The sequence below is a fragment of the Kitasatospora sp. NPDC056181 genome, assembly GCF_042266225.1.
Classification (GTDB): Bacteria; Actinomycetota; Actinomycetes; order Streptomycetales; family Streptomycetaceae; genus Kitasatospora.
Window position 1 is genome coordinate 29,135 of the sequence record NZ_JBHJUK010000005.1, and the last position, 12,351, is coordinate 41,485.

At 74.6% G+C, this 12,351-nt stretch carries 11 protein-coding genes; 6 read left to right on the forward strand and 5 right to left on the reverse strand.

Annotation, left to right across the window (positions count from 1 at the left end):
* Nucleotides 1-93: 93 nt before the first annotated feature.
* On the forward strand, nucleotides 94-1,035 hold the full coding sequence (locus ACFC1F_RS03855) for a MerR family transcriptional regulator (RefSeq protein WP_376155445.1): 942 nt from the start codon (nucleotides 94-96) through the stop codon (nucleotides 1,033-1,035).
* A gap of 96 nt (nucleotides 1,036-1,131) precedes the next feature.
* Nucleotides 1,132-1,791, forward strand: a complete 660-nt coding sequence (locus ACFC1F_RS03860; RefSeq protein ID WP_376155447.1) for an HAD family hydrolase — start codon at nucleotides 1,132-1,134, stop codon at nucleotides 1,789-1,791.
* 34 nt (nucleotides 1,792-1,825) lie between these two features.
* Here the strand turns inward: ACFC1F_RS03860 and ACFC1F_RS03865 are convergent, their stop codons facing one another.
* The 5 genes from ACFC1F_RS03865 to ACFC1F_RS03885 all read right to left on the reverse strand — a co-directional run bounded on the left by ACFC1F_RS03865 (nucleotide 1,826) and on the right by ACFC1F_RS03885 (nucleotide 7,725).
* A complete protein-coding gene (locus tag ACFC1F_RS03865; RefSeq protein ID WP_209411140.1) occupies nucleotides 1,826-2,176 on the reverse strand; it encodes a hypothetical protein in 351 nt (116 codons plus the stop codon).
* A 241-nt stretch (nucleotides 2,177-2,417) separates the two neighbouring features.
* Nucleotides 2,418-3,668, reverse strand: a complete 1,251-nt coding sequence (locus tag ACFC1F_RS03870; RefSeq protein ID WP_376155449.1) for a sensor histidine kinase — start codon at nucleotides 3,666-3,668, stop codon at nucleotides 2,418-2,420.
* Between the two features lie 8 nt (nucleotides 3,669-3,676).
* Nucleotides 3,677-4,399, reverse strand: a complete 723-nt coding sequence (locus ACFC1F_RS03875; protein WP_376155451.1) for an ABC transporter permease — start codon at nucleotides 4,397-4,399, stop codon at nucleotides 3,677-3,679.
* Entirely contained in the window at nucleotides 4,396-5,352 is a 957-nt protein-coding gene (locus ACFC1F_RS03880; protein WP_376155453.1) for an ABC transporter ATP-binding protein, read from the reverse strand. The genes ACFC1F_RS03875 and ACFC1F_RS03880 overlap by 4 nt, the downstream gene beginning before the upstream one ends.
* Before the next feature lie 174 nt (nucleotides 5,353-5,526).
* The gene (locus ACFC1F_RS03885) at nucleotides 5,527-7,725 is read right to left on the reverse strand and encodes a prolyl oligopeptidase family serine peptidase (protein WP_376155455.1); all 2,199 of its coding nucleotides are present in this window, start codon (nucleotides 7,723-7,725) and stop codon (nucleotides 5,527-5,529) included.
* A 312-nt stretch (nucleotides 7,726-8,037) separates the two neighbouring features.
* On the opposite strand from ACFC1F_RS03885, the gene ACFC1F_RS03890 reads away from it, so the two are divergent.
* From ACFC1F_RS03890 to ACFC1F_RS03905, 4 genes are all read left to right on the forward strand, one after another.
* Nucleotides 8,038-8,232: a DUF2304 family protein gene (locus ACFC1F_RS03890; protein WP_209411136.1), complete on the forward strand. Its 195-nt coding sequence runs from the start codon at nucleotides 8,038-8,040 to the stop codon at nucleotides 8,230-8,232.
* A 53-nt stretch (nucleotides 8,233-8,285) separates the two neighbouring features.
* Complete coding sequence (gene mshB / locus ACFC1F_RS03895; RefSeq protein WP_376155457.1) at nucleotides 8,286-9,221, forward strand: N-acetyl-1-D-myo-inositol-2-amino-2-deoxy-alpha-D-glucopyranoside deacetylase; 936 nt, start codon at nucleotides 8,286-8,288, stop codon at nucleotides 9,219-9,221.
* Nucleotides 9,218-9,733, forward strand: coding sequence for a DUF6113 family protein (locus ACFC1F_RS03900; RefSeq protein ID WP_376155459.1), 516 nt, complete (start codon nucleotides 9,218-9,220; stop codon nucleotides 9,731-9,733). Before mshB ends, ACFC1F_RS03900 begins: the two co-directional genes overlap by 4 nt.
* A 238-nt stretch (nucleotides 9,734-9,971) precedes the next feature.
* A complete protein-coding gene (locus tag ACFC1F_RS03905; RefSeq protein WP_376155460.1) occupies nucleotides 9,972-12,239 on the forward strand; it encodes a peptidoglycan binding domain-containing protein in 2,268 nt (755 codons plus the stop codon).
* Nucleotides 12,240-12,351 lie beyond the last annotated feature (112 nt).

A 12,351-nucleotide genomic window follows, 5' to 3' on the forward strand; every position in this document is an offset into this window, starting at 1 on the left:
CACCGCGGACGCGGCCCGCCCGGACGCCGGACGCGTGCGCCCCCGGAGAATCCGCTTGAGTCTCCGGTAGGGGGAGACGCCAGAGTGGAGCACGTGGACGACGACGATGTGCGGTACTCGATCGGCGAGTTGGCCCGGCGGACCGGGCTGACGGTCAAGGCGATCCGCTTCTACGCCGACGAGGGGCTCGTACCCCCCGCCGGCCGGACGCCGGCCGGCTACCGCCGCTTCGACGTCCACGCCCTTGCCCGGCTCGACCTGCTACGGACGCTGCGCGAGCTGGGACTCGACCTCGCCACCGTCCGGCGGGTACTGGAGCGGGAAGCACCGCTTCGGGAGGTCGCCGCCGCGCACGCCGAGGCGCTGGACGTGCAGATCCGCACGCTCCGGCTGCGCCGTGCGGTGTTGCGGGCGGTGGCCGAACGCGGCTCGACACCAGAGGAGATGAGACTCATGCACAAGCTGGCCAAGCTCTCGGACGCCGAACGGCGGCGCCTGATCGGCGACTTCATCGACGAGGCGTTCGGCGGCCTGGACGCCAACCCGGAGTTCGTCGCGATGATGCGCGCGGCCATGCCGGAGCTGCCCGACGAGCCGAGCGCCCCACAGGTCGAGGCCTGGGTGGAGTTGGGCGAACTGGTCCAGGACGACGGGTTCCGCGCCTCGGTGCGGAGGATGGCGGAGCACCAGGCAGCCGAACGCGCCGCGGGCGACCCCGGCGGGCTGCACCACGCGCTCACGACGACCGTCCGCGAGCGGGTCGGGGCGGCGCTCGCGGCCCGCGTCGCCCCGGAGTCCGCGGCAGCCGACGCGGTGGTGGACGGCCTCACCGCGCAGTACGCCGAAACCTTCGGCCGGCCGGACGACGCGGAGCTGCGCCACTGGCTGCTGCGGCGGCTGGAGACGGCCGGCGACCCGCGCGCCGAGCGGTACTGGCAGCTGCTGTCGGTGATCAACGGCTGGCCGGTGCCGGAGAGCCTGGCCGCGGTGTTCGGCTGGTTCACCCGGGCGCTGCGGGCCCGGACCGGCGCATAGCCGCCCGGCCGGACACCGGCGGCACCGGCCCCGTCCTCGGACCCCCGTCTGCCCGGCGGACGACGGGAGTTCGACGAAGGGCCCTAGGCTGCCGGGATGATCAAGCCGATTGAACTCGTCATATTCGACTGCGACGGCGTCCTCGTCGACAGCGAGCGCATCGCCGCCCGCGTCCAGATCGCGCTGGGGGCGGAGCTGGGCTGGCCGCTCACCGAGGCCGAGGTGATCGCGCGGTTCATCGGCCGCTCGCAGGCGTCGATCGGCGCACAGATCGAGGAGCGCCTCGGCGCGGAGACGGCGGCGCTGTGGTGGCAGCGGTTCGAACAGCTCCACCGGGAGGAGGTGGACACCCGGCTGGAGGCCGTCGACGGCCTGCCCGGGGCACTGGACGCGATCACCCTGCCGACCTGCGTCGCCTCCAGCGGCTCGCACGAGAAGATGCGGCACACCCTGGGGCGCACCGGGCTCTACGAGCGCTTCGCCGGCCGCATCCACAGCGCCACCGAGGTCGCCCACGGCAAGCCCGCACCGGACCTCTTCCTGTACGCGGCCCGGCGGATGGGCGTCGACCCGGCGGCCTGCGCGGTGGTCGAGGACAGCCGCCCCGGCGTCCAGGCCGCCCGCGCGGCCGGCATGCGCGCCTTCGGCTACGCGGGCGGCCTGACGGACGCCGCGCTGCTGGAGGGCCCGGGGACGGTGGTGTTCCACGACATGCGCGAGCTGCCGGGCCTGCTCGCCGGGGAGCACGTGGAGTAGGAGGCCGGACCGGCCTCCCGCTCCACCGGCACCGCTACAGCCAGCGCCGGGCGGCCTCGACGCTGTTGCCGCCGTTGGTGTTGAAAGCGATCGCGGCGCCCGGGGCATGGCGGCGGGTCAGGTTGACGACCTGCTCGAAGAGCGGCAGGAGCTGTTCGGTCTTGCGGATGCCACCGCCGATGACCACGACGTCCCACGCGCGCGAGCCCAGGGCCGCGATCACCGTGGCTTCGGCGGATTCGTCCAAGGGGATCAAGGTCATGGCCGCCTCGATGCCGTGATCGCCGAAGCGGGCGAGTTCGGCGTCGAGGGCCGCCCGCAGGGCGTCACCGTCCGTGCCCGGCACGGCATGCGGGTCGATTCCGAGTACGAGAGCAGTGGGCATGACTGGCAGACGCCCGCCCGGACGGGTTCGGTTCCGGCCCCGGCTCCGCCCGGCCGCCCGCACGGCCCGGGGCGTGTGCATTTCGAGCCGTTCACCCGGCTCGACGAGGCGCGCGGCCGGGACGCCGGCGGCAGCGGCCCCGGACTGGCCGTCGCGGCCGACACCGTGACCCGGCGCGGCGGCACCCTGCGGGTCGCCCCTCCCCGCGCGGCGCCCGCTTCGTCCTCGAACTCCCCGACGCCTAGGAAGCGTTGGCCGCGGGGCTGGAGACCTCCCGCAGCGGCACCAGCGCCCGCAGCCGGAAGCCCCTCCCGCGCTCGCCCGGCCCGGTCTCCAGCCGGCCGCCGACCAGCGCCAGCCGCTCGTCGAGTCCGGAGAGCCCGTTCCCCGGCGCCGACTTGCCCGGCCCGGCACCGTTGTCGGCGATCTCCAGGACGGCGTACCGCTCGCCGCCGCCCTCCCACACCTCGTCCCCCCGCACGGTGCAGAGCGTGGCGCCGTCACCGTGCCGGACGATGTTGGTGACCGCCTCGCGCAGCGCCCAGGCCAGCGCGCCCGCCTCCTCCTGGGCCAGCCCCGGCCAGGCGTCGACCAGTTCCGGCGCCGCCTCCAGATGGACCTGTGCGGCCGCCAGCGCCGTACGGGCGGCGGCGAGTTCGACCGGCAGGGTGGGCCGGCGGAACCCGGTCACGGCCTCCCGGACGTCGATCAGGGACTGCCGGGCCACCTGCTCGATGTCGGCGACCTGCGCCCGCGCCGCCCCTTCGTTGCCGCCGTCCATGAGGCGGCCGGCCAGCTCGCTCTTCAGCGTGATCAGCGACAGCGAGTGCCCGAGCAGGTCGTGCAGGTCCCGGGCCAGCCGCAGGCGCTCCTCGGAGGCGGCGAGGTGGGCCACGGCAGCCCGGGCCTCGCGCAGCTCCCGCATGGTGGTGACCAGCCGCTGGAGCCCGGTCATCGCGACGCCGGAGAGGAAGGCGGTGAGCCCGATGGTGGGGATCGCCCCGGGGTCGGCGTGGCTGAGCAGCCCGACCACCACGGTGAGCCCGGCCATCGCGCCCACTCCGGCGAGGCCGTACCGCGGCGGCGCGATGATCGCGACCGCCACCGAGGCGTAGGTGAACAGCGTCAGCCAGGAGGTGCCGAGGCCGAAGGCGGCGACGACCGCGATGACGACCATCATCGCCACCACCGCCTGCGCGGCCCGCGGCGGCGCCCCGGGCCGGGAGCGGAAGACCACCAGGCTGACGTAGGCGCCGACGAAGGCGACCAGGGCGGCCCAGCCGGCCACCGTGGCGGCCGTCGTGTGCTTCTGCTGGAGCAGGTCGCCCACCGGGTAGGCCAGGTAGACCATCCAGAGCAGCATCCAGCTGACCTTGACCAGCAGCTGCCGCCTGGACTCCACCGGCGCCCCGGGGACGTTCATGAACGACACCCGCCCCGCCCCCGTCTCCGGCTGCTCGTCGGATCGGCTGGTGAGGGGCGTGTCTGACATGGACGCCATCATGCCTGCCGGGTGTCCCGGCGGTACAGCGCGGCCGCGGCGGCGGTGAAGAGCACCAGGAAGCCGGTCAGTCCGGCCACCGCGACCAGGTCGAGCGAGTGCCCGGGCCGGGTGAAGGTGGCCAGCCTGTTGTACAGGTACACCGGGTTGAACCGCGCGACCGTCTCCAGCGTGCCGGTCACCGGGAACCACGTCCCGCCGAAGAGCGCCATCGCCATGTAGGCGATCATCACGATGGTCTGCACCGAGTCCGGCGCGGCCGCGTAGCCGAACGCCACCCCCAGCGCCGCGAAGACGAAGCTCCCCAGCCAGAGCGCCGCCACCAGGCCGGCCCACTGCCCCGCGCCCAGCTGCACGCCCTGGGCCGCGCCGACCACGAACACCACCAGGATCGCGGGCAGCGTGGTCACCGCGCTGGCGGCGATCTTCGCCACGGTGTACGCGCGGCCGGGCAGCGCGGTCAGCCGCAGCTGCCTGGTCCACCCGCTCCGGCGCTCCAGCGAGATCCGCTGCGCGGTGCCGGTCAGCACCGAACCGACGGCCCCGAAGGTGGCCATCGACACCATGAAGTAGTTCTTCACCGGCAGGCCGCCGGCCGAGGTGTCGGTGCCGTACGCGTGGATGAAGAAGAAGTACATCAGCGCCGGGTAGAGGACCGTGAAGAGCAGGTACTTCTTGTTGCGCAGGGTGCGCAGGACCTCCAGCCGGATCAGGGTGGTCATCGCACGGCCTCCGTCGTGAGCTCGCTGGTGCCGGCGGCGTCCTGCTCGCCGGTGATGGTGAGGAAGGCCTGTTCCAGGCCCAGGCCGGTGACCTCCAGGCCGCGCGGGTACAGGCCCGCCCGGTAGAGTCCGGCGACGCCCGCGTCGGCGTCCGCGGTCCGGATCCGGACCGTCCGCACCCCCGGCACCCGGGAGCTGACATCCAGCGCCAGCGTGCCGGGCAGGGCGCGCAGCGACGACTCGTCGAACGGGCCGTCCGCCTCGTGAAGTTCGAAGGTGATCCGGCGGGCCCCGGCCTTCGCCTTGATCTCGGCGGAGGTGCCGTCGGCGATCAGCCGGCCGCGGTGCAGGACGAGGACGCGGTCGGCGATCGAGTCCGCCTCCTCCAGGTAGTGGGTGGCGAACAGCACCGTGCGCCCGGCGTCGGCCTGCGCCCGCATGCTCGACCAGAACGCCTTCCGGACGGAGACGTCCATACCGGTGGTGGGCTCGTCCAGGACGATCAGGTCGCTGGCGCCGGCGATCGCCAGGGCGAAGCGGACCCGCTGCTCCTGGCCGCCGGAGAGCCGGTCCACGCGGCGCTCGGCCAGGTCGGTGATCCCGGCGTCCTCCAGCACCTCCCGGACGGCCCGGCCGCGCGGGTGGACGTCGCAGGCCAGCCTCACCAGCTCGCGGACCTTGACGTCGGCCATCAGCCCGCCGCTCTGCAGCATCGCGCCGACCCGGCCGGCCGCGATCGCCGCGCGGGGGGCGCCGCCGAACAGCGAGACGGTGCCGCGGTCCGGCTCGCGCAGGCCGAGCAGCAGGTCCAGGCTGCTGGACTTGCCCGCGCCGTTCGGGCCGAGCAGGGCGACGGTCTCCCCCGGCCGCAGCACCAGGTCCAGCCCGTCGACGGCCCGCACCCGCCCGTAGTTCTTGCCGACGCCCCGGAAGGCGGCCACCTCCGCGCTCATCGCCCCGGTCCTCTCCCCTGCTGGTGTCGTTCGCACCACCTCAGGGTTCCGCGCGGGCCCGGTACGGCGTCAGTGCCCGCCGTCGTGCCTTCGGCATGACGGATGTCATGCCGGCGGCCGGCACCCGGGTCACGGGTACCGGCCGCCGCAGCCGCAGGCTGCCAGGGGTGGGGGTCAGATCCCCAGCGACTTCCTGACGAAGTCGACCTGGAGCAGCAGCAGGTTCTCCGCGACCTCCTCCTGCGGGGTCATGTGCGTCACGCCGGACAGCGGCAGCACCGTGTGCGGGCGGCCGGCCGCGAGCAGGGCGGAGGAGAGCCGCAGGGTGTGCGCGGCCACCACGTTGTCGTCCGCGAGGCCGTGAATGATCATCAGCGGGCGTTCCAGCCCGGCCGCGTACCCGCTGAGCGAGTTGGCCGCGTACACCTCGGGCCGCTCGGCGGGGTGGCCGAGGTAGCGCTCGGTGTAGTGGGTGTCGTACAGCTCCCAGTCGGTCACCGGGGCGCCGGCGACGGCCGCGTGGAAGACGTCCGGGCGGCGCAGCACGGCGAGCGCGGAGAGGTAGCCGCCGTACGACCAGCCGCGGATGGCGACCCGGCCGAGGTCGAGCGGGAACTCCCCGGCGAGCGCGTGCAGCGCGTCCACCTGGTCGTCGAGGGTGGCGCCGGCGAAGTCGAACGCGATCGACTTCTCCCAGGCCGGACCGCGCCCGGGGGTGCCGCGCCCGTCGGCGACGATCACCGCGAAACCCTGGTCCGCGAACCACTGGGAGTTGAGGTGCGGGTTGTGCGCCTGGACGACGCGCTGGCCGTGCGGACCGCCGTACGGGTCCATCAGGACGGGCAGCAGGCCGTCCCGCTCCCGGTCGTAGCCGGTGGGCAGGAAGACCGCGGCGGGGATGCGGCGTTCGCCGGCGTAGCGGAAGACCGGGCGGGCGGTGATCACCGGGGTCTCGGCGTAGGACTCGATGGTGGCGATGTCGTCCACCACCACGCCCTCCGGCAGGTCGCGGGCGACCTGGACCAGCGTGCCGGGCAGGTCGGGCTCGGCGGTGGCCCGGACGGTGATCCCGGCCGCGTGCACGGCGCTGGTGACGGAGGTGAACGGGCGGCCGTTGGCGGCCTCCCAGCCGAGCCGCTTGCCGTCGTGGCCGATGCGGCCGACGGCGATCCAGCCGGGCTCGGGGTCGGTCTCGCCGGCACCGCCGGAGGCGGTGAAGAAGACCTCGTCGGCCGTCACGGCGAGGACCGAGCGCAGGTGCAGGTCGGCCCCGGTGACGGCCTGGTCGCCGATCACCAGCGCCCGGACGCCCTCCCGTGGCCCGTCACCGCCCTGCTGCGGGGCCTCGCGCACCTCCTCGATGTCGCTGATCCGGACCAGCTTGCCGTCCGGCGTCCAGGCCGGGACGCCCGGGAACAGCTCCAGCCAGGCGTCGTCGCGCTCCTCGTGCAGCACCTCGGTGACGCCGGTCTCCACGTCCACACCCAGGATCCGCTGGCTGCGCTGGTCGCGGGCCTGGACGAGCAGCAGCGGCACGCCGCCCTTCGACCAGTGCACCCGGGCCAGGTACGGGAAGGCGGCGCGGTCCCAGTCGACCTCGACCCGGGTGCCGTCCAGCCCGAGGACCCAGAGTCCGACCTCGGCGTCGGCGGTGCCGGCGGCCGGGTAGGCGATCTCGGCGGGCTCGCTGCCGGGGTTGGCCGGGTCGGCGATCCACCAGCGGCGCACCGGGCTGTCGTCGGCGCGCTCGACCAGCAGCCGGTCGCTGTCCGGGGACCACCAGAAGCCGCGGTCGCGGTCCATCTCCTCCTGGGCGATGAACTCGGCCTGACCCCAGGTCACGTTCGGGCCGTCCGGCTCGGCGAAGGCCCAGTCGGCGGTCGAGTCGGTGCGGGTGAGCCGCAGCTCGCCGGCGGTGTTGGCGTACGCGACGAAGGTGCCGTCCGGGGAGAGCCGCGGGTCCAGCAGCGGGCCCTCGGCGGGCAGCTCGGTGGTGGTGCCGGCCACCAGGTCGGCGGTGAAGAGCCGGCCGGACAGGGCGAAGGCGGCCAGGGTGCCGGCGCCGTCCAGGGCGTAGCCGACGATGCCGGCGGAGCCCTCGCGGCTGCGCTCGCGGCGGGCCTTCTCGGCCGGCGAGAGGTCCTCCTCGCCGCCGCCGAGCAGGACGGCCGGGTCGGCGGCAATCCGCTCCTCGCCGGTGGCGGTGTCGAGGGTCCAGAGCAGGTTGGCGCGGTCGCTGCCGGAGCGCGAACGGAGGAAGACGACCCGGGAGCCGTCGGATGCGACGGAGAACGACCGGGGAGCGCCGACGGTGTAGCGCAGGGTGCGCGCGTACTGCCTCGGGAAGGTGTCCGCAGGGGTGTGGGAGGTCATGGCACCAGACCCTATGACGTTCCGGTGCCACCACCCGGTGCATTGTGATCACTCGTTCGGAGCATCGTCCCCAAGCGTGCGCCGAACGGCCCCACACCCCTTCCGACCGGCCCATGCGCCCCGTTCGTGCCACCACGCCCCGGCGTGTGCAGACTCACTGAACGTAATGCTCCGCTCACCCATCGGGTATGACTGGTCCAGCGAGTGATCGTCGGCCCCGTCCCGGGCCCCGGTCACCCGACCGAAGGTCCCCACGGTCCCGACCGCCGTCCTCCCGAGGGGCGGCGCACCCGAGAAGGGGTGTGAGCCGACATGGCCCTGTCCGTCTCCGCAGCCATGCTGCTGCTGGTCATCGTGGTGGTGCTGATCCGCCGCTCCGGTCTGAAGCTCGCGCACGCGATCGTCTGTGCGCTCCTGGGCTTCTACCTGGCGTCCAGCTCCATCGCCCCCTCGATCAGCGAGGTCACCAGCAACCTCGCCGGGATGATCAACGGCCTGAAGCTCTGACTCCCCGCGGCCGCCCGCCGGGCCCCCGCCGGACACGGCTTAGGCTTCCTCCCATGACTACCGGCCGCCGCCTGCTCCTGGTCCACGCCCACCCCGACGACGAGTCGATCGGCAACGGCGCCACGATGGCCAGGTACGCCGCCGAGGGCGCAACCGTCACGCTGGTGACCTGCACCCTCGGCGAGGGCGGCGAGGTGATCGCGCCGGAGCTGGCCCACCTCACGGCGGACCGGGACGACGCCCTCGGCCAGCACCGGATCGGCGAGCTGACCGACGCCATGCGCGCGGTCGGCGTCGCCGACTTCCGTTTCCTGGGCGGAGCGGGCCGCTACCGCGACTCCGGGATGATGGGCGTCCCCGACAACGACGTGCCCGACTGCTTCTGGCAGGCCGACGTGGACGAGGCGGCCGGCCACCTGGTCGCGGTGGTCCGCGAGGTGCGGCCGCAGGTGCTGGTCACCTACGACGAGAACGGCGGCTACGGGCACCCGGACCACATCCAGGCGCACCGGGTCGCGATGCGCGCGCACGACCTGGCCGCCGACCCGGCGTACCGCCCCGAGCTCGGCCCGGCCTGGCGGATCGCCAAGGTGTACTGGAACCGGATGCCCCGCTCGGTGCTCGGGGAGGGCCTCGCCCGGACCGCCGCCGAGGCGCGGTTCCCCGGAGTCGCGCAGCCGGCCGACGTCCCCGGCGTGGTGGACGACGCCGTGGTCACGACCGTGCTGGACGGCGCCGCGTACGCCGCCCGCAAGGCCGCCGCGATGGCCGCGCACGCGACCCAGATCACCGTGGACGGCACCTCGTTCGCACTCTCCAACAACCTCGGCCAGCCACTGGTCGCCACCGAGTACTACCAGCTGGTGCGCGGCCAGGCCGGGCCGCAACTGCCGGAGACCGACCTCTTCGCCGGCCTGGACACCACCGCGGACGACGCCGTCGCGGACGACACCGTCGCGACCCGCACCGCCGAGGGGAGCACCCGATGACCGGGCCCGCCGACAAGAAGGCGCCCACCGACAAGCAGGCGCCCACCGACAAGAAGGGGCCCGCCGTGAAGAAGGCGCCCCACCGGTCGATCGCGGTGGCCGTCCTCGGCACCCGGGAGGAGCGCCTGAAGGAGCCCCAGCCCCCGCTGGCCGGGCGGATCGCGGCTTATGTCCTGTTCTTTCTGCTGGGCATCGCGGTGTCGGTCTGCGGAGCATTTGTGCAGGCCTTGTGGCCGCCCGTGGGAGTCCTGCTGGCCCTGGCCGCCACCGCGGCGACCTTCTACGCGGGCCTGCGGGTGACCGGCACCCGGCTCGGCGCGGCGCTGCCCGCGGCCGGCTGGTTCCTCGCCCTGTTGCTCCTGATGGTCCCTCGGCCGGAGGGGGACAATGTGCTCTGGACCAATGCCACGTCGCTCGCCTGGCTGTTCGTCGGATCGATCCTGGGCGTGATCTGCGCCACCCTGCCGACCCGCACCAGCTGGTTCCCCGGAGTGCCCGGCCCCCCGCGCTGACCGCCCCGCGGGGCCGCGTACCGTACCGCGTACGACGAGCAGTCAGGACCACCCGGTCGTACTCTCATACCGGAGGAACCGGACGTATCAGGTTTTATCCGAACCGGTTCGCCCCCCAGTTCTTCCCAGTATGGTGGTGCCGCAGAACGCCGTACCCGACCGCCGCCCGCCAGGCCCGGCGCCCACGAACCCGCGGTCGCGCCGCACGGCCCGCCCGCGAACCCGGAGCAGAGCAGCATTGAGCAGCCGCGAATCTGAGAACGCCCACCCGACGCCTCGGCGCACGGGTCCGGACGCCTACCCGTCGGGCACCCCGCCCTACGGCACACCGGGGTTCCCCGGCGGCGACCGCTCGGGTGCCGGTGCCGTCGAGGGCTCGGCGCCGGGTGACGAGGACGAGGCCCCGAAGACCGAGACCACGCTCACCACGCGGGTCCGGATCAACATCCCCGGCTCCCGTCCGATCCCGCCGGTGGTGGTCCGCTCCACCGTCAAGAGCGAGGACGGCCCCGGCGAGGAGAACCCGCCCGCCGCCGATCCGGCCGGCCCCCGGCACCGCTCGGCCGCCCCGTCCTCCCCCGTGCTCGGTGTGATGGACGGCAGCCCCCGCACGGCCACCCCGCCGAACCTGCCGCCCGAGTGGGAGATCCCGCCGGCCACCTCGGAGTCCGAGTCCACCGGCGCCTGGTTCCGGCCGCGCCAGAAGAAGGGCGCGGCCGCCGAGCCCGCCCCCGCCGCGGCTGCGGCCGCCGCCGGACCGGCCGCGGCCGCATCGCCCGCCCCCGCTGCCGAGGCCCGCCCGAACGGCGCGCGCCCGCAGAACGCCGGCCGTCCGCAGCAGCAGGGCACCGGCGCGGCCCGCCAGGGCGGCCGCCCGCTGCCCGCCCAGGCCTCCGCACCCGCGCCCGCGCCGCGCCCCACCGGTGCGCCCGCCTCGCCGTTCGGCGCCGGACCGGACACCCCGGCCGACGAGGCCGGCGTGTACGAGGACGCCCCGTTCGCCCAGGGCGCGCCCGCCGACCCCTTCGCCCCCAAGCGCGACCTGCCGCGCCGCAAGCCGCAGGGCGGCGGCCGTCCGCAGCCGCAGGGCCAGGGTCGTCCGGCCGGCGGTGCGCCCGGCGGTGCGAACCCGGAGGACACCTCGGTCGACGGCTTCGAGCCGATCCGCGAGGACGCCGCACCGCCCTCCGCCATATCCGGCCGGCCCCAGAACGGCCCGTCCCAGAACGGCGCCCCGCAGCCGGGCCTGTTCGCCTCCGCCCCGGCCGCCACCGACCCGTTCGCCGCCCAGCGGCCCCCGGCCGGCGCCGAGCCGTACGGCGGCGCCGCCCCGGGCAGCCTCTTCCCGGGCGCCCCCGGCCGCCAGGGCGAGCCCGCCGCCCCGGCCGACCCGTTCAACACCTCCCCGGCCCAGCCGCGCCCGGGCGCCCGCCCCGGCCCGGACGGCGAGGCCCCGGCCGGCGCCACCCCGGTGCCCGCGCCCGGCCCCCGGCCGGGCGAGTCCGCCAAGCCGGCGGCCCCGAAGACCGAGGCCGCCAAGGCCAAGCGGGGCGGCTCCGGCAAGAAGCTCGTCAAGCTCGGCGTCTACGGCGTCGGCGGTGTGCTCTTCCTGGGCGCCGCCGCGTACGGCACCGGCCTGATGATGAACCAGTCCGACATCCCCAAGGGCACCGTGGTGCTCGGCACGGACATCGGCGGCAGCAACCGCGACCAGGCCATCCACCAGCTCGACGAGAGCGTCGGCAAGGCCGGCCAGCAGCCGGTCAAGCTGAAGATCGGCGACCAGACGCTGGACCTCGACCCGGCCGTCGCCGGGCTGAGCTTCGACACCACGGCCACCGTGGACAAGCTCACCCAGCACTCGTACAGCCCGGTCGACGTGATCACCTCGCTGAAGGGCGACGAGAAGGCCGTGCCGCCGGAGGTCAAGGTGGACCGGGCCAAGCTCAAGGCCGCCCTGGAGACGCTGGCCGCCGGCTCGGGGCAGGGCCTGACCGAGGGCTACGTCAAGTTCGGCGACAACGGCGAGCCGGTCGTCGTGCCCGGCAAGGCCGGCCAGGCGGTGGACTCCGCCTCCGCCGTCGACCAGGTCGAGGCGGCCTACCGCGACCGCGCCGCGGGCAAGGCCGAGCAGCCCGTCGCGCTCACCGTCACGGCCGCCCAGCCCAAGATCTCCCCGCAGGCCCTGCAGGCCGCCGCGGACAGCCTCGGGAAGTCCGCGGTGAACGGCAGGATCCACCTCGTGGCCGGCGCCAAGACCTGGGACTTCGGCCCGAAGACGGCCCCCAAGACCCTCACCCTGGTTCCGGACGCCTCCGGCAAGATCGCGCCCAAGTGGGACCTGGACGCGCTCAACAGCCAGCTGGCCGGCGTGTTCGACAAGGTGAAGGTCAAGAAGAACGGCCAGACCGCCGCGATCACCCCGCAGGACGTCGCCGACGCCATCACCTCGGTGATGGACAAGACCGGCGACAAGGACCGCACCTTCAAGTTCACCGTCGCCTGACCCGTTTTCCCGTGGGGCGGGCCCCCGACCGGGCCGCCCCCCCACAACAACCCGCCCCCGGCCGCCACAAGGTTACCCCGCCCCCCCCCCCCCCCCGTGACAACAGCCAAGG

Coding starts and splice junctions, on each gene's coding strand:
- ACFC1F_RS03860 (WP_376155447.1), top strand. CDS start 1,132: ATGATCAAGCCGATTGAACTCGTCATATTCGACTGCGACGGCGTCCTC.
- ACFC1F_RS03865 (WP_209411140.1), bottom strand. CDS start 2,176: ATGCCCACTGCTCTCGTACTCGGAATCGACCCGCATGCCGTGCCGGGC.
- ACFC1F_RS03870 (WP_376155449.1), bottom strand. CDS start 3,668: ATGTCAGACACGCCCCTCACCAGCCGATCCGACGAGCAGCCGGAGACG.
- ACFC1F_RS03875 (WP_376155451.1), bottom strand. CDS start 4,399: ATGACCACCCTGATCCGGCTGGAGGTCCTGCGCACCCTGCGCAACAAG.
- ACFC1F_RS03880 (WP_376155453.1), bottom strand. CDS start 5,352: ATGAGCGCGGAGGTGGCCGCCTTCCGGGGCGTCGGCAAGAACTACGGG.
- ACFC1F_RS03885 (WP_376155455.1), bottom strand. CDS start 7,725: ATGACCTCCCACACCCCTGCGGACACCTTCCCGAGGCAGTACGCGCGC.
- ACFC1F_RS03890 (WP_209411136.1), top strand. CDS start 8,038: ATGGCCCTGTCCGTCTCCGCAGCCATGCTGCTGCTGGTCATCGTGGTG.
- mshB (WP_376155457.1), top strand. CDS start 8,286: ATGACTACCGGCCGCCGCCTGCTCCTGGTCCACGCCCACCCCGACGAC.
- ACFC1F_RS03900 (WP_376155459.1), top strand. CDS start 9,218: ATGACCGGGCCCGCCGACAAGAAGGCGCCCACCGACAAGCAGGCGCCC.